Annotated in this window: 17 protein-coding genes and 1 riboswitch; of the genes, 7 read left to right on the top strand and 10 right to left on the bottom strand. The window is 63.7% G+C overall.

The genetic code is table 11. The features are described from left to right. Window positions 1-53: 53 nt before the first annotated feature. Window positions 54-262, bottom strand: a riboswitch (cobalamin riboswitch). A gap of 155 nt (window positions 263-417) precedes the next feature. From KW568_RS18440 to lpxO, 3 genes are all read right to left on the bottom strand, one after another. Then, window positions 418-987: a GNAT family N-acetyltransferase gene (locus tag KW568_RS18440; RefSeq protein WP_004573733.1), complete on the bottom strand. Its 570-nt coding sequence runs from the start codon at window positions 985-987 to the stop codon at window positions 418-420. 78 nt (window positions 988-1,065) lie between these two features. After that, window positions 1,066-1,410, bottom strand: coding sequence for a carboxymuconolactone decarboxylase family protein (locus KW568_RS18435; RefSeq protein WP_014591592.1), 345 nt, complete (start codon window positions 1,408-1,410; stop codon window positions 1,066-1,068). 118 nt (window positions 1,411-1,528) lie between these two features. Continuing rightward, on the bottom strand, window positions 1,529-2,428 hold the full coding sequence (lpxO, locus tag KW568_RS18430) for a lipid A hydroxylase LpxO (protein ID WP_004573732.1): 900 nt from the start codon (window positions 2,426-2,428) through the stop codon (window positions 1,529-1,531). A 158-nt stretch (window positions 2,429-2,586) separates the two neighbouring features. Here lpxO and thpR point away from each other — a divergent pair, with 158 nt between their 5' ends. After that, entirely contained in the window at window positions 2,587-3,132 is a 546-nt protein-coding gene (gene thpR / locus KW568_RS18425) for an RNA 2',3'-cyclic phosphodiesterase (protein WP_004573730.1), read from the top strand. A 63-nt stretch (window positions 3,133-3,195) separates the two neighbouring features. Here the strand turns inward: thpR and KW568_RS18420 are convergent, their stop codons facing one another. After that, complete coding sequence (locus KW568_RS18420; protein WP_003250509.1) at window positions 3,196-4,101, bottom strand: AraC family transcriptional regulator; 906 nt, start codon at window positions 4,099-4,101, stop codon at window positions 3,196-3,198. A 181-nt stretch (window positions 4,102-4,282) separates the two neighbouring features. On the opposite strand from KW568_RS18420, the gene calA reads away from it, so the two are divergent. After that, window positions 4,283-5,335: a vanillin reductase gene (gene calA / locus KW568_RS18415; protein ID WP_003250510.1), complete on the top strand. Its 1,053-nt coding sequence runs from the start codon at window positions 4,283-4,285 to the stop codon at window positions 5,333-5,335. Window positions 5,336-5,445: 110 nt separating this feature from the next. Here the strand turns inward: calA and KW568_RS18410 are convergent, their stop codons facing one another. Beyond that, entirely contained in the window at window positions 5,446-6,762 is a 1,317-nt protein-coding gene (locus tag KW568_RS18410) for a hypothetical protein (protein ID WP_004573729.1), read from the bottom strand. A 205-nt stretch (window positions 6,763-6,967) separates the two neighbouring features. Here KW568_RS18410 and KW568_RS18405 point away from each other — a divergent pair, with 205 nt between their 5' ends. After that, window positions 6,968-8,167: a sugar transporter gene (locus KW568_RS18405; protein WP_003250514.1), complete on the top strand. Its 1,200-nt coding sequence runs from the start codon at window positions 6,968-6,970 to the stop codon at window positions 8,165-8,167. Between the two features lie 39 nt (window positions 8,168-8,206). On the opposite strand, the gene KW568_RS18400 is transcribed toward KW568_RS18405, so the two are convergent. From KW568_RS18400 to KW568_RS18390, 3 genes are read right to left on the bottom strand one after another with little or no spacing between them, the layout of a single operon-like run. Further along, a complete protein-coding gene (locus tag KW568_RS18400; RefSeq protein ID WP_004573728.1) occupies window positions 8,207-8,791 on the bottom strand; it encodes a LysE family translocator in 585 nt (194 codons plus the stop codon). 51 nt (window positions 8,792-8,842) lie between these two features. Continuing rightward, window positions 8,843-9,673 (bottom strand): AraC family transcriptional regulator, encoded by an 831-nt coding sequence (locus KW568_RS18395; RefSeq protein ID WP_003250518.1) that lies wholly within the window; start codon window positions 9,671-9,673, stop codon window positions 8,843-8,845. 48 nt (window positions 9,674-9,721) lie between these two features. Next, entirely contained in the window at window positions 9,722-10,645 is a 924-nt protein-coding gene (locus KW568_RS18390; protein WP_004573727.1) for a LysR family transcriptional regulator, read from the bottom strand. 103 nt (window positions 10,646-10,748) lie between these two features. Here KW568_RS18390 and KW568_RS18385 point away from each other — a divergent pair, with 103 nt between their 5' ends. From KW568_RS18385 to KW568_RS18375, 3 genes are all read left to right on the top strand, one after another. Continuing rightward, the gene (locus KW568_RS18385; protein ID WP_004573726.1) at window positions 10,749-11,402 is read left to right on the top strand and encodes an oxygen-insensitive NAD(P)H-dependent nitroreductase NfsB; all 654 of its coding nucleotides are present in this window, start codon (window positions 10,749-10,751) and stop codon (window positions 11,400-11,402) included. Between the two features lie 142 nt (window positions 11,403-11,544). Next, entirely contained in the window at window positions 11,545-11,994 is a 450-nt protein-coding gene (locus KW568_RS18380; protein ID WP_003250525.1) for an antitoxin Xre/MbcA/ParS toxin-binding domain-containing protein, read from the top strand. Further along, window positions 11,991-12,428 carry an RES family NAD+ phosphorylase gene (locus KW568_RS18375; protein ID WP_004573725.1) on the top strand — a complete coding sequence of 146 codons (438 nt, stop codon included), beginning with the start codon at window positions 11,991-11,993 and terminating at the stop codon, window positions 12,426-12,428. The genes KW568_RS18380 and KW568_RS18375 overlap by 4 nt, the downstream gene beginning before the upstream one ends. A gap of 57 nt (window positions 12,429-12,485) precedes the next feature. Here KW568_RS18375 and KW568_RS18370 read toward each other — a convergent pair whose 3' ends face one another. Together KW568_RS18370 and KW568_RS18365 are read right to left on the bottom strand one after the other, a co-directional pair. Beyond that, window positions 12,486-13,640: a cysteine desulfurase family protein gene (locus KW568_RS18370; protein ID WP_004573724.1), complete on the bottom strand. Its 1,155-nt coding sequence runs from the start codon at window positions 13,638-13,640 to the stop codon at window positions 12,486-12,488. A gap of 193 nt (window positions 13,641-13,833) precedes the next feature. Beyond that, window positions 13,834-14,757 (bottom strand): LysR family transcriptional regulator, encoded by a 924-nt coding sequence (locus KW568_RS18365; RefSeq protein ID WP_004573723.1) that lies wholly within the window; start codon window positions 14,755-14,757, stop codon window positions 13,834-13,836. A 140-nt stretch (window positions 14,758-14,897) separates the two neighbouring features. Between KW568_RS18365 and KW568_RS18360 the strand changes: the two genes are divergently transcribed. Next, entirely contained in the window at window positions 14,898-16,127 is a 1,230-nt protein-coding gene (locus tag KW568_RS18360; protein WP_003250533.1) for an acyl-CoA dehydrogenase, read from the top strand. Window positions 16,128-16,198 lie beyond the last annotated feature (71 nt).

The raw sequence follows: 16,198 nt of genomic DNA, 5'->3' as shown, positions 1-16,198 counted from the left end.
ACCATGCAGGCAGGCGCGCGCACGGATTCCGGCCTGCGCCCGCCCACCGCGGGTTGCCAAGTGAAGCTCCAGGCCGGTCTCCGGGCTTGCGAGGGGCATGAAACCTTCACCTTCCCATGCTTGAGCACAGTGGTATCTCGAAGGGTTCGCTCGCTTACCGTTGCGGGGGCAGCACCGGACTTGTCGTGGGCAACACGACGCACCGGTTTCCCGTTTCACCCTGCGCGCGGCGGCGCAGGGCACCTGAAACTGGCGCGCATCTGACCATTGAAAGGCTGGGGCGTCAAATGTTGGTGTGCTGTGAATGCTGAGAAAAAACAACAGGTTGTGCGTTTTTGCGGCGCCGGAGCCCCATTTGGCAAGAATTTCAGGCCCCAGCGTGATGAGTTGGCTGGGGAGGCAGGCTTGCCTGTAAAGCTAGCGCCCGCGGCGCCGCGATACCCGTGCCTCGATGTTCTTGCGCCCGATCAGCAGCGGTGGCTTCTCCACCACCGGCTCATCCGCCAGCCACTTGTACATCACCAGGCAGTCCACCAGCCCCAGGCGGGCATGACGGTAGGCCTTGGGCAAACGGCCGACTGTTTCAAAGCCCAGCTTGTGCCATAGCGCCACGGCCACTTCGTTGGTGGCTACCACCGAGTTGAACTGCAATGCCAGAAAGCCTTCCTGGCGCGCCAGCTTTTGCGAGTGCTTGCACATCAAGCGCGCCACGCCCCGGCCGCGCGCCTGTTCGCAGACCATGTAGCCGCAATTGCCCACATGCGCACCAGGCCCGGCAGCATTGGGCTTGAGGTAATACGACCCCAGTAGCTCGCCATCTTCTTCGGCCAACAGCGTGTGCAAGGGCAGCTCCAGCCACAGCTGGCGCGCCTGTTCGAAGCTCAGGGCCGGGTCGAAAGCGTAGGTTTCACGGGCTTGGACAATGGCCTGGAAGGTGGGCCAGAAACGATCGAAATCGTCCGGCGTCATGGGGCGAATGTGGATCATGCGGGTTCCTGCGCGGGGTGAGCCGCCCAGTCTGGGTGGCGCGGCGCCGTCGCGCAAGGGCGACGACGCCGTTTGTGCTCAACCGTTGGCCTTGCCCACCGCGTCCATTGCGCGGGCCGAGTACACCAGCGCGGCACCGGCGTTCATGGCCACGGCCACGCCGAGGGCCTCGGCAATTTCCTCGCGGCTGGCCCCCGCTTTGACGGCCTGCTGCGAATGCACGGCGATACAGCCGTCGCAGCGGGTGGTCACAGCCACGGCCAAGGAGATCAGCTCGCGGGTCTTGGCATCCAGGTGGTTGGTTTTGGCGCCTGCACCGCTGGCGGTCATGTAGCCGGCTACGGTGTCGGGGGAGAGTTGCTTGAGATCGCCGATGCCGGCCATCAACTGCTTACGGTAGGCGTCCCAGTCCATCATGCTCATCGTCTTCACCTTGGGGGGTTGCGAGTGGAGCTTTCAGGCTAGTCGAAGCGTGGCACGTGCGAGGCGGTACTTTGGTGGGTAAACGCAGGTCACTCGTACAGTGGCCTGCGTTGAGCCTTCAGATGTAGATGAACACCAGCACCAACGCCGCGACCACTGCCCATTTTTCCAGGTAGTAGCGCATGCGGTTGCGCTTCTTCAGCGCCTTGCCACGCTCGCGGATCTTGTAGATGCGGGTGAACAGGCGGTTGATGCCACCGGTCTTGTCGCTGGCATCGTTGGGCGCAGCGGCAGCGGCCATCACGTTGCGGCTGAACCAGCGGTTGAACGCGGTTGCCCAGCGGTACTTGAGCGGGCGTTCGACGTCGCAGAACAGGATGATGCGGTTGTGCTCGGTGGTGTTGGCTGCATAGTGGATGTAGGTTTCGTCGAAGATCACCCCCTCACCATCGCGCCAGGCGTATTTCTCGCCGTCCACGTCGATGTAGCAGCCGTCGTCATTCGGGGTATCCAGGCCCAGATGGTAGCGGTACGAGCCGGCATACGGGTCACGGTGGCGCACCAGCTTGGCTCCCGGAGGCAGGGTAGCGAACATGGCGGCCTTGACCGTGCCGATGCCTTGCAGCAGCTCGGTCGTGCGTGGGCAAAGGGCCATTGCCGACGGGTGGCTTTCGCCATACCACTTCAGGTAAAAACGTTTCCAGCCGGTCTTGAAGAACGAGTTGAAACCGACGTCATCGTAATTGTCGGATTTCTTGATTTCGCCTACGTGCAGCAACTGGCGGCCTTCCTCACGGATCTCCTGCCAGTGGTCCTGCAGCGGTTTCAGTTCCGGAAAGGCCTCGACCGGCAGGTAGGGCTTGGCCGGGTGTTTGGAGAACAGGTACAGGAAGCTGTTGATCGGGGCCAGGAAGCTGGAGTGGTCGCCCAGCTGGCGAGTCAGCTTGTGGCGAACCCGACCGCGCAGGTGAACATAGGCGATCGAGAAGACGAAGATAAGTACGAGTGCAATTTTCATGGACGTTTACTTGTCGAAAAATGGCCATGCGCCGAGGCATGAGCCCGCCAGCATAAACAATCATGGGGGCAGTTTGTACTTATTGTTACCAAACTGCGGGGCGACATTGGTGTAATACCCTACAGTCTTGCGCAAACGTTTCATGTCAGGGAGTTTGTATGGTTCAGGATATACGCCCCAGCGGTAGCCCGTTCAAGCGGCTGTTCTTCGCCTTGCCGGTCAGCGACGCGCAGCGCCGTGACCTGGCCCAGTGGCGACGCGGGCTGAACCTGCGCAGCGGCAAACCGGTGCCGGCGGCCAACTTCCATGTCACGCTGCTGTTCCTCGGCGATGTAGATACCGCCCAGGTGCCTGCGATCTGTGCGGCAGTCGATCAACTGGCATTGCCGGCCATGGCACCGCGGCTTCTGCTTGACCGCTTGCAGGTGTGGCAGCGGGCCGGCGCGCTGGTGCTGGAGCCACAGCAGACACCGCCAGCCCTGTTGCAACTGGTGTACGGCTTGCAGCAGGCACTGCTGCCGTTGGGGGTGGAGGCGGCCAACCGTGAGTATCGGCCACACTTGACCCTGTCCAGGGATTACCGCGGGCAACCCCCCGAGGCCAGCAGCGCGCCGGAGTTCTACCTCAGCGCGCGCCACTTCACGCTTTACGAGTCACGCAAGGGCGCTTACCGGCCCTTGGCGCAGTGGCCGCTGGCAGGCTGACCCGCCGGGCGAAAAACGCCTTGTCCCGGATGCGTACCTGCAGGGGCTGTTCAGATCGGGTGATTACACCGGCATGCTTTGGTAAGGCAATTCATCCCCTGGGCTGCGTTCGAACTGGCGCTTGTATTCGCGGCTGAACTGCGAGGTGCTCTGATAGCCCACCCTGTGCGCAGCCTGTGCCACGCCCAGGCCTTCGCCAATCAGCATCTGCTGCGCCTTGAGCAGCCGCAAGCGCTTGAGGTACTGCATCGGTGCCATGTCGGTGCAGCGCTTGAAGTGTTCATGGAAGGTCGAAACGCTCATGTTGGCCCGCGCGGCCAGTGCCTCCACGCTCAGCGGCTCGGCGTAGTGCTCGCGCAGGTGGGCGAGGGCGGCACCGATGCGGGCGAAGTGCCCCTGTTGCTCCACCAGTGCCCGCAACACACCGGCCTGCGGGCCGCGCAGCGCGGTATACAGCACCTCGCGTACGCGCGCCGGGCCCAGTACCTTGGCGTCAAGCGGGTCCTGCAGGCAGTGCAGCAGCCGTTCCACACTTTCGCGCATTGGCGCATCCAGTGCTGCGGAGGTCATCGATTGCGGTGTTTGCGCCTGCACTTCAGCGTCCGGTGCCAAGCCCATGCTCTGCACCAACTCGCCCAGCACGCCACGGTCGATGCCCACCGCCACGCCCAGCAATGGCGCGTCAGGGGTGGCGAAGGTTTCGCACATGAACGGCACCGACAACGCCTGCACCAGGTAATGCCCGGCGCCGTACTCCAGGGTGCGCGGCCCCAGGCGTGCCAGCTTGCTGCCCTGGGCCAGGATCATGAGGCTGGGTTCGTAGATCTGTGGGCTGCTGGCCACATAGTGGTCCCAGCTCAGCACCTGCACCTGGGGCAGGAGGGTGGGCACGAAGCCCGGGCGCGTGGTGAGGCTGCGGATCAGTGAGCAGAGCGGCGCATTGGCATCGACGTGACGGGTCAGTTGCATGGTGGACCAAGGGCAGAGAATCAGACAGCTTGATCATCGCAGATTGAGGGCGTGGCGCCAGCTATAGCTTGGCATCTTCGTAGAATCAGGCATGCATGCCGGAGAATCAGCCGTGGGCGAGGCGGCGAACGACGCGCAAAATGCGTCGCCTGAATCGTTTCACTTCACTGCGAGGCCCTGCATGTATACCGCCATCGGTTATGCCGCTCAAACCCCCACCAGCCCCCTGGCCCCCATGACGTTCCAACGCCGCAGCCCGCGCCCGGATGACGTCGCCATCGACATCCTGTACTGCGGCGTGTGCCACTCCGACATCCACCAGGCGCGCAACGAATGGGGCATTGCCGTGTACCCGCTGATGCCGGGCCACGAGATCATCGGCCGGGTCACGGCGGTGGGCGACAAAGTCACCACGCACAAGGTCGGTGACCTGGTGGGCGTCGGCTGCATGGTCGACTCGTGCCGTACCTGTGAAGCCTGCGCCAAGGACCTGGAACAGTATTGCCTCGAAGGCCCGACCATGACCTACGCCACCCCGGACCGGGTCGATGGCAGCAACACCATGGGGGGGTATTCCAGCAGCATCGTGGTCAGCGAGCACTTCGTGGTGCGCATACCGGCCGGCATGGACCTGCCCAGCGCTGCACCTATCCTGTGTGCTGGCATCACTACCTATTCGCCGCTCAAGCACCACGGCGTTGGCCCGGGCCACAAGATCGGCATCCTCGGCATGGGCGGCCTGGGCCACATGGGCATCAAACTGGCCAAGGCCCTGGGTGCGGAAGTGACCCTGTTCACGCGCTCTCAGGCCAAGGCCGAGGAAGCGCGCCGCCAAGGGGCCGACCATGTGATCGTCTCCACCGATGCCGAGCAGATGCGCGCCGCTGCTGGCCGTTTCGATTTCCTGCTCGACACCATTCCGGTGCAGCACGACCTCAACCCGTACCTGGAAACGCTGAAGTTCGACGGTGTGCACATCCTGGTTGGCCTGATCGAACCGATCGACCCGGCATTGCATGCGGCCAACCTGGTGATGAAGCGCCGGGTGCTGGCGGGGTCGTTGATCGGGGGGATTGCCGAGACTCAGGAAGTACTGAACTTCTGCGCCGAGCACGGCATCCGTTGCGATATCGAGATGCTGGATATCCGCAACATCAACCAGGCCTATGAGCGGATGATTGCCGGGGATGTGAAGTACCGGTTCGTGATCGACATGGCCACGTTACAGGGCTGATGGGTCGGTTGCCTGTACGGGCCTCTTCGCGGGCAAGCCCGCTCCTACACAGGGGTGATGTAGGGCTTGCGCGCGTTGGGGCCCGTACAGGCAGCACCGATGCAGCCGTTTTACCAGGCCATCGGCTTGTCCCAGCCCTTCCAGAACAACCATCGCCGCACCTCGCCGTGCGCCCCGGTACCGATCTGCCACTCGGGCCGCCCGCTATCCAGCGCAATCACCGAAATAACCCCCGCATGGCTCGCCGCTACCAGCGTCTGTCCGTCGGCGCTGATATCCATCGCACTGATGGTCGATCCCAGGTAATGCTGCCAATGCTCCGTACCCTCTTCGCCAAACGCCCGCAGGTAGCCATAGGCATCACCCACAATGTACTCGCCATCGCGCGCAACCCCCGCATACACCCTTGCGCCATCCTGCACCAGCGGGGTACGCGGGTCCTGGCTGTAGTAATCGGTATTCAGCCCGTGCAGGTCTGCCACCCTCACGGCCAGCGTGGCACCGCTGTAGAAATGGCAGGCATTGACGATCAACTGGTCACCCGCGCGGTTGAACAAGGCAAAGTGCGGGTATTCGCTGCCCGGGCCGATGTGCGCCAGCGGCTTGAGTCGTTCGTCCAGAACAAGGTGTCGGCTGCCTTGCTCACCCACGACGATCAGCCGGCCATCCGCCGACACCGCACCATGCTCCATGCTCAGCCCCAGGCTGATGTCGTCCGGGTCGGTGCCCTCGGCCAGCTCATCGAGCACGCGTGTCTGCTGTGGCAGCAGGCGAGTCGCACCTTGAGTGGCCAGCACGAAGATACCTTCGGCACTCACCAGCAGCACTCGCTGGCCATCGGGGAAGGGGATCAGCGCGGTCGGTGTGGGCGGCAGGTCGAACGGCTCGAACGGGTAGCCTGGCGGCAACCCCTCCAGCCCGGTAGGCCAGGCCAGGCGCTGCACTTGCGGGCCGCCCCAGCCATCGGTCACACGCACGCCCTCGGCATTGGCCAGGGCGAAATAGCGCCGCGCCGGGCAACGGCCAAAGTGTTCGATGCCGATGACCGGGGTTACCCCATGGTGATCGATACGCACCACCTGGCCCTTGTCGTAAGGCATACCGATGCGGGCCAGCAGGCTGCCATCTTCCAGCAGCAGGACATGGCTGATGCCTTGGCCGTGGTCTTCGAGCAACGGTATCAAGGGGTGGTGTGCGGGTGGCCAGGCCTCGCGAAATGCCTGACGCTGCGGTTCGTCCATGCCAGGGCGGTTGGCTGCCTGCAGGGCTGCCAGCCAGGCGTCGAGCAGGTGTTCGGTGGCGGGTGCCTGCGGCTCTTCGAGGTTGTCCCAGCCGTGCGCACGGCCCTGCGCGACGTAGTCGTTGACGGCCTGGGCATAGGCGATGACTGCCTGCTGCCACTGCTGCTGGGGGTGCTGCTTGTCCATGAGCGGATCGGGCTCCTTGTTGCACGCGCGTTTCACACAAAGCGCGCATGGTACTCCTTCTGCCTGCCCTGCGGTTGTGAGGCCCCAGCTTGACGCGTACCATGCCGGGCATTCCTATCCATAACAAAACGTACGTTGGCACCCCTGCAAGCGGGTGGCTGGCGTGCGACCTGTTGCTTTGTCTGCGGAGAAGCGGTTTCCACCCATGAACGGACCCATACCCACACACCTGCCACCCACAACGGGCAGCGGCAGCTGGCTGAGCGTCATCGCCCTGGCCTTGGCGGCCTTCATTTTCAACACCACCGAGTTCGTCCCGGTGGCGCTGCTCAGTGACATTGGCCGCAGCTTCGACATGAGCACTGCCCAGGTCGGCCTAATGCTGACCATCTATGCCTGGATCGTGGCGCTGGCCTCGTTGCCCATGATGTTGCTGACCCGCAACATCGAACGGCGGCGTCTGCTGCTGTTCGTGTTCCTGGTGTTCATTGTCAGCCACGTGCTGTCGTGGCTTTCGCAGAGCTTCGCCATGCTGCTGGTCAGCCGTATCGGCATTGCCCTGGCGCATGCGGTGTTCTGGTCCATCACCGCCTCGCTGGCGGTGCGTGTGGCGCCGCCGGGCCAGCAGGCCAAGGCGCTGGGCCTGCTGGCCACCGGCACTACCCTGGCCATGGTCCTGGGCATCCCGCTGGGCCGTGTGGTGGGCGAGGCACTGGGCTGGCGCATCACGTTCCTGAGCATTGGCGGGGTAGCGCTAGCCACCATGCTGTGCCTGATGAAATCGCTGCCGCTGCTGCCCAGCCAGAACTCCGGTTCGTTGCGCAGCCTGCCGGTCCTGTTCAAGCGCCCGGCACTGGTCATTACCTACTTGTTGGTGACGCTGGTCATTACCGCGCAGTTCACGGCCTACAGCTATATCGAGCCGTTCGCCCTGCACGTAGCGCAGATCGGCGGCGACCGCACCACACTGTTGCTGCTGTTGTTCGGCGGTGCCGGGGTTTTTGGTTCGTTGTTGTTCAGCCGTTACAGCGACCGCTTCCCGCATGGCTTCCTGGTGGGTTCGATCGGGGTACTCGCCGCGTGCCTGTTGCTGATGTTGCCGCTGTCGGGCAACTTCTATGTGTTCGCAGTGCTGAGCATGTTCTGGGGCGTGGCCATTCTCAGCTTCAGCCTGGCGCTGCAGTCCAAGACCCTGAAGCTGGCGTCCGACGCCACCGATGTGGCCATGGCGCTGTTCTCGGGTATCTACAACATCGGTATTGGCGGGGGTGCGCTGCTGGGCAGTATCGTCAGCAGCCAGATGAATGTGGCGGATATCGGCCTGGTGGGCGGCAGCGTGGCAGTGGTCGGGCTGGTACTGGCCGTTGCCAGTACCCGGCGCTTTCGCGAGGCGTTGGCACGCTGAGCCGGGGCCGCTCAGGCCCCTTGCCGGTCAAGTAGAGACTCAGGCCAATACGGCAGCCCATGCCGATATCAACAAAACCCCCGCCAATACCTGGTTGAACACCCGCAACCGCCCCGGTGCTTGCAGCCACCGGGCGCTCCCCACCCCCAACACCGCCCACGCGGCCATGCTCGGCAGAGCGATCAGCAAGAACACCAGCGCCAGCTGCCACACTGGCAACGACGGCGCGGCAAATACCCCGACCACCGCCACGGCCATCAACCACACCTTGGGGTTCACCACCTGCAACGAAGCCGCGCTGAGCGCACTGAAGCCTGGCGCCGTGGTCGTGTGGAGCGGGGCGGCGGCACTGCGCAGCATCTTCCAGGCCAGGCTACTCAGCCACAGCACCCCGGCCCAGCTCATCAGCTGTTGTGCCAGGGGGTGGCGCAGCAGCAGTTCGCCCAGCCCCAGCCCGACGAGCAGCACAATGGCTGCAGCCGCGCCACACGCCGCCACGATCGGCGCCAGGCTTGCGCGCAGGCCCCGGCGGGCGCCATGGGCCAGGATCAACAGGTTGGTCGGCCCCGGGCTGATACTGGACACCAGGGCAAACAGAATGAAGGGCAACAACGACTCAGACATGGTTCATGGGCTCCGTAACATCGAAGCACCATGCTCGCTGCCCGCCGGCACTCAGTCTGGAAGGTTTGAGCAGCGCCTGCGGTAGTCGGCCGGGGTCAACTGGTAGGCGCGGCGGAACCAGCGCCCCAGGTGGCTCTGGTCGGCAAAGCCCAACGCCACGGCCACTTCGGCCGGTGTCTGGCCTTGGGCAAGCAGGCGCCGCGCGCGGGCCAGGCGCAGCTGGATCAGGTAGGCATGGGGTGCAATGCCGAACGCCGCCTTGAACGCACGCGTCAGGCGAAAGCGGTCAATGCCGCAGGCCTGGGCCAGGTCCTCCAGGCCGATGTCGCGCTCCAGATTGGCATGCAGGAAGTCCCGGGCGCGCTGTGCGGTCAGCGGCAGGCGCGGGTCGGGGTTGATGCGGCGGCGCCAGTGCAGGTGGCGGGTCAGGCAGGCCAGCAGATCGTCCATGGCCGTTTGCCTGACGATGCGCAAGTCCTGGTCATGCACGGCCCTGAAGGCCAGGGCGGTGGCCCGTGCCAGGCGTTCGTCGTGGCACAGGGTGTCGGCGAAGCTGGGCAGGCTGTCGCCCGGCGCGTGCTCGTACAGCGCGCGCAGCTGTTGGTCGAGCCAGGCGGGCTCCAGGTACAGCGTCGAATAGGTGAAGCCTTCTTCGGTGGGCGCCAGGCCATCGTGGATGTCGCCAGGCTCAAGTAAAAATACCTGCCCCGGCGTGCTGCGGTGGCGCACCCGGCGGCAGTTGAACTGCTGCACGCCCTGTTCGGTCACGCCGACCAGGAAGCTGTCGTGCCAGTGGGGATCATAGGCATGGCCGACAAAATGCGCGCGGACCGACTCGATGCCGGTGTCGGCGTCTTGTTTGAAGTCGATCCAGTTGCTCATGGACGGGTACCGTGGGGTAAATGGCAACCTTAGCGCAATGCCCCCGGCTCAGTCTGGAACGATTGTGCAGCCGTTGGTCAGTGCCCGGGCGCGCAGGGCCTCGAAGCGTTCGCGTAGCCACAGGTGCAATTGCTTCACGGCCGGTGTGAGTTGTTTGCGATGAGGGCAGACCAAGGTCAGCGGGGTAGGCTCGCCGAGCAATTCGGGCAGGACCATTTCCAGTTCACCGGCCGCGATGTTGGCGCTGACATCCAGCCACGACTTGTAGACGATACCTTCCCCCTGGATGGCCAGGCGGCGGATGACGTCGGCATCGTCACTGACCAGCGGCCCACGCACCTGCACGGTGCGGTTACCCAGCTGCCACTTGTCGTACACCCGGCTGTGCTGCATGTACAGCAGGCAGGCATGCTGCTGCAGCGCGTCGGGGGTAAGCGGGCGGCCGTGGCGGGCCAGGTAGTCGGGCGAGGCCACCAGCACTCGGCGGTTCCATTCGGCCAGTGGCAGGGCGATGTAGTTGGCATCCTGGTTGAGGCCATAGCGGATGGCCACATCCACAGGGTCGCGGTTGAGGTCGGCCATCTGGTCGGACAGGAAGAAGCGCAGTTGCAATGCCGGGTGGTCGTGGCGGAAGGCGCTGAGCCAGGGCAACAACATGTTGCGGCCCATGTCGGAAGGCGCCGACACCTGCAGGGTGCCGCGCAGGCTATTGGGGTTGCCATGCAGATCTTCATGGCCCTGGCGCAGGCTTTCCAGCACATTCAGCGCGGTTGGCAGGTAGCGCTCGCCCTCGGCGGTCAGGCGCAGGCTGCGGGTGGTGCGGGCGAACAGGCGTACATCCAGGTCGCGTTCCAGACGTTTGATCGCGGCAGCCACCTGGCCCGGCAGCAGGCCGGCTTCATGGGCGGCGGCAGTGAAGCTACCCAGCACGCTGCTGCGGGCAAACAGTTCGAGGTCGGTGATGCGCAGCATTTTCATTCCAGGGATGAAAGTGTTGTTACATTGTGCCGCTTTTTCTTTTTTGCTGGAAAGATAAGATGCCCGGCAAATCCACTGTTCATCCCGGAGTTGTCGCATGGATACCGTATCGCTGGCCAAGCGCCGTTACACCACCAAAGCTTACGATGCCTCACGCCGCATTCCCCAGGCCACCGTCGACGCCCTGCTCGAACAACTGCGTCACAGCCCGTCGTCGGTCAATTCCCAGCCCTGGCATTTCATCGTCGCCGACACGGCCGAAGGCAAGGCCCGCCTGGCCAAGAGCACTGCTGAGGGTTATGCCTACAACACGCAGAAGCTTCTCGATGCCTCGCATGTGATCGTGTTCTGCACCCGTACCGAAATGACTGAAGAACACCTGAACGCCGTGCTCGATCAAGAGGCTGCCGATGGCCGTTTCCGTGATGAGCAAGCGCGCGCCGGGCAAAACCAGAGCCGCCGGCACTACGTCAACCTGCACCGCTTCGACCAGAAGGATGTGCAGCACTGGATGGAAAAGCAGACCTACCTGGCGTTGGGAACTGCCTTGCTGGGTGCAGCGGCGCATGGGCTGGATGCCACGCCGATCGAGGGCTTCGACAGCAAGGTCCTCGATGCCGAACTGGGTTTGCGTGAGCGTGGCTTTACCAGTGTGGTGATCCTGAGCCTGGGTTACCGCAGTGAGGCGGACTTCAATGCCGGGCTGAGCAAGTCGCGGTTGCCGGCATCGCAAGTGTTCACCTTCCTGTGAGGTTTCCGGGGCCGCTGTGCGGCCCTGGCAACGCTGGCAGTTAATCTGGCAAAGCCCTGACGTCGACCGCCCGATCAGGCAAACTGGCAATGACCCGGCATATACCGCATACTTATCGGCAAATGCCGAAAAGGAGCCTGCCATGCTTGCCGAAGTGCTTCGCGACAACGGTTACCACGAGTACCGGGCGCGCTTGCAGGCGCTGCTGGACATTCCCGAGCTTGCCAGTGACTTCGAGATTCACACCCGCATCACCGATGGTTTTGCCGCCACCTGGTTGGTAAAGCTGACCGAACGCGGTGTGCTCACGCCGGTGGAGCGCGACCAGATCATCCCGCTGCGCACCCTCAAATCCCGTATCGAGCGCGACCAACCGCTGACCGTGGATGAGAGCGATCGGCTGTTCCGCTCGGCCCACATCACCGCCATGGCCGAGGCTGTGTTCGGTGAAGCGGGCAAGGCCAAACGCTGGCTTTCCAAGCCCAAGGAGCGTTTCTCGGGGCTGACGCCGATGCAGATGCTCACCACCCAGCAAGGCACCACGCAGGTCGAAGAAATGCTGCTGCAGATTGCCGAGGGCTATGGCCTGTGATTTTGTGGCGAATCAGCGCCTATACAGACTTGAGCGGTACGGGGGGCTTGCGTGTAAGTGGCCGCTGGCACCAGGCGGGGCGGCCGGTGGTGTATGCCGCCACCAGCCCTCCCGGGGCGATGCTGGAAGTGTTGGTGCACCTGGAGATCGACCCCGAGGATTTCCCGACCACCATGCGCTTGCTTCGCATCGAACTGCCCGACACGGTTTCCCAGGCACAGTTGCCCGCTTTGCAGCCCGGCTGGTCTGCTCACCCTGAGTTGACCCGTACGCTGGGCAATCGCTTTCTGGATGACGGTTCGGCATTGCTGCTGCCGGTGCCAAGCGCGATCATGCCCAGCACCACCAATTACCTGTTCAACCCACGGCACCCGCAGGCGCAGAGCGCGAAAATCCAGGTTGAGGATTTCACCCCGGACAGCCGCCTGTTCTAGCCTCTGTACGAAAAGTCTTGAGACGCAGGTCAGGCAAGGCGAAAACAGCCGAGGTGGTCACCACAGTGCTGCCGATGCTGACGCCAGCACCCGGCCAAACACTTCGAGCGCCTTGTCCACGTCAGCCTCGGTGCTGAAACGGCCGATGCTCAAACGCACACTGTTGCGAGCCTGACGCTCATCCAGCCCCAGTGCCAGCAGCACATGCGAGGCAGCGTTGCTCGCCGAGTTGCAGGCCGAGGTGGTCGACAAGGCCAGCTCGCCGGCCAGCGCCGCACTGTTGAAGCCTTTGCTGTCGATGCACAGGTTCAAGGTATGGGGAATGCGTTGCTTGGCGCAGCCGTTCAGGGTAACGCCGGGCATGGCCAGCAGGCCTGTGCGCAGGCGTCTTGCCAGTTGCTCAAGGCGCTGGTGCTCGCTGTCGCCAGGTTGGCCGGCCAAGGCAAAGGCGCTGCCCATGCCCGCTATCTGATGGGTCGCCAGGGTGCCGGAACGCAGGCCCTGCTCATGGCCGCCGCCGTGCATCTGCGCACGCATCAGCACGCGGGCGCGCGGCCCGACATACAGCGCGCCGATGCCTTTTGGCCCGTAGACCTTGTGCGCCGAAAAAGACATCAGGTCCACGGCCATCGTATGCAGGTCGATCGCCAGCTTGCCCACGGCCTGCGCGGCATCCACGTGCAGAAGGGCACCGTGGGCACGCACCTGCTCGCCGATCGCGGCAAAATCGGTGACCGTGCCCAGTTCGTTGTTGACCGCCATCAGCGACACCAGGCGGGTGTCAGCGCGCAATGCTGCCTGCACGCTCGCGGGCTGGATCAGGCCGTCGGCATCCGCTGCCAGGCGTGTAACGGCCCAGCCCTGGCGCTCCAGTTCGGCCACGGTGTCGAGCACGGCCTTGTGTTCCAGCTGGCTGGTGATCAGGTGCCCGGGCTGGCCGATGCCTTGGGCAATACCCTTGAGTGCCAGGTTGTTGGACTCGGTCGCACCCGACGTCCATACCAGATGCTCGGCGTGCGCGCCGACGCACTCGGCGACTTGCTGGCGCGCTTGGTCCACGGCGTGACGTGCAGCCTGGCCGAAGGCGTGGCCGCTGGACGCCGGGTTGCCGAAGTTGGCCTGGTTGCCCAGGCAGGCGAGCATGGTTTCGATAACCCGGTCGTCGACTGGGGTAGTGGCGGCGTAATCGAAGTAGAGTGGGGCGCTAGGCATTGAGGGCGGGTCCGTGTCAGTGGCCGTGAAATCGGCGATCATTGACGTAAGCGTACCTGCCAGCAGCGGTATTTTTTTCGTTTCCCTCAGGTCGATTCGCGATTATTTTAGAAAAAAATTCTCTATCGAAGATCTTTCATGGGATTTTCTACTTTGCCTGGTGAGGGCCATGAAGGGTCCCTCGCCGGCACCGTCAGGGCTCCAGAGCCTTCTCTTCCTCTGCAACCACGCGCTCGCACAATTCCGTGATCTGCTCGCGCATCCAGCGGTTGGCCGGGTCCTGGTCGGTGCTTTCATGCCAGTACAGGTGCGTTTCCAGCGCAGGGACCTCCACCGGCAGCGCCTGATAACGCAACTGATGGCGACGGGCGAAGCGCTCGGGGACCGTCATCGCCATGTCGGTCTGCTGCAACACCTGCGACGCCATCAGGTAGTGTTGCGAACGCAGGGCGACCTTGCGTTGAACACCCATCTTGCCCAGCGCCAGGTCGACGTAACCCAGGCCGTTGCGGCGGCTGGAGATATGGATGTGGGTCATGCCCAGGTAGCTGTCGAGGGTCAGCTTGCTGTCGGCCAGCGGGTGACCTTGGCGCAGGGCGCAGACATAGCGGTCTTGCATCAGTTTGATGTGGCGCACCTGCGGGTCGGTGTTCAGTGGCGCGTCGATGGCAAAGTCCAGGCGGCCGGCCGCGAGTTCCTTGGTGGTCTCGCGGCGCTTGCACAGGAAGCTTTCAATCACGACTGCCGGCGCCAGACGGCGCAGGCGCTGGAACAGCGGCGGCAAGATGACCGCCTCGGTCAGGTCGGTCATGCTGATGCGGAAGGTCTTGTTGGCCTGCTGCGGGTTGAAAATGCGGCTTTCCTGCACCGAGGTCCGCAGCAGCGCCAGCGCGTTGCGCACAGGGCCGATGATGTTCTGCGCCATGGGGGTGGGTACCATGCCTTGCGCGGTACGCACGAACAGCGGGTCATTGAAGGTTTCGCGCAGGCGCGACAGGGCATTGGACACTGCCGGCTGGGTAATGCCGACGATCTGCCCGGCGCGGGTCAGGTTGGCTTCGGTGTAGATCGCATCGAACACGATGAACAGGTTGAGGTCGACCTTGCTAAGGTTCATGGGCGCCGCTCTTTGTTGGAATTATCGGCCGATCATATATCGGTTATGAATGTTTATACACGCGGAAAATAGACTAGGTGGATGGAGCAATGCTGCTCTAGGCTCTGGCCCAAGTACTCCGAACTGTGAAGGTAGCCCAGATGGATTTCGCCTATTCACCCAAGGTCCAGGCACTGCGCGAGCGTGTCACTGCGTTCATGGACGCTCATGTCTACCCCGCCGAAGCCGTGTTCGAGCGCCAGGTCGCCGAGGGTGACCGCTGGCAGCCCACTGCAATCATGGAGGCGCTCAAGGCCAAGGCCCGCGCCGAAGGGTTGTGGAACCTGTTCCTGCCAGAGTCGGAATACGGCGCCGGCCTGAGCAACCTGGAGTACGCCCCGCTGGCTGAGATCATGGGCCGCTCGTTGCTCGGACCGGAGCCGTTCAACTGCTCCGCGCCGGACACCGGCAACATGGAAGTGCTGGTGCGCTATGGCAGCGAGGCGCAGAAACGCCAGTGGCTGGAGCCGCTGCTGCGTGGTGAGATCCGCTCGGCGTTTGCCATGACCGAACCGGACGTGGCCTCCTCGGACGCCACCAACATGGCTGCTACCGCCATACGGGACGGTGACGAGTGGGTGATCAACGGCCGCAAGTGGTGGACTTCCGGCGCCTGCGACCCGCGCTGCAAGGTCATGATCTTCATGGGCCTGTCCGACCCTGAAGGGCCACGCCACCAGCAGCATTCCATGGTGCTGGTGCCGACCGACACGCCAGGCGTGAAGATCGTTCGCCCGCTGCCGGTGTTCGGTTATGACGATGCGCCCCATGGTCATGCCGAAGTCCTTTTCGAAAATGTGCGGGTGCCGTACGAAAACGTGATCCTTGGCGAAGGCCGCGGCTTCGAAATTGCCCAGGGCCGCCTGGGCCCTGGCCGTATTCACCACTGCATGCGCTCGATCGGCATGGCCGAGCGCGCACTCGAGTTGATGTGCAAGCGCTCGGTGGAGCGTACTGCTTTTGGTCGGCCACTGGCACGCCTGGGCGGCAACGTCGACAAGATCGCCGACTCGCGCATGGAAATCGACATGGCCCGGCTGCTGACGCTCAAAGCGGCCTACATGATGGACACCGTCGGCAACAAGGTGGCCCGTAGCGAGATCGCCCAGATCAAGGTGGTGGCGCCGAACGTGGCCTTGAAAGTGATCGACCGGGCTATCCAGATACATGGTGGGGCAGGGGTAAGTGGCGATTTCCCGCTGGCCTACATGTATGCCATGCAGCGCACCCTTCGCCTGGCTGACGGGCCGGATGAAGTGCACAGGGCGGCGATTGGCAAATACGAGATTGGCAAGTATGTGCCGGTGGAGATGTTGCGTAGCGGGCGGTGAACGCGTCAGCCTGCGCCGGCCCATTCGCGATTAAACCCGCGCCTGCAGTGATTGCGCAAAGTCCTGCAACT

Source organism: Pseudomonas sp. HD6515 (assembly GCF_024971855.1).
Taxonomy (GTDB): domain Bacteria; phylum Pseudomonadota; class Gammaproteobacteria; order Pseudomonadales; family Pseudomonadaceae; genus Aquipseudomonas; species Aquipseudomonas alloputida.
Note: the sequence above shows the minus strand (reverse complement) of the source record. Positions and strands in the feature narration are given on the sequence as shown.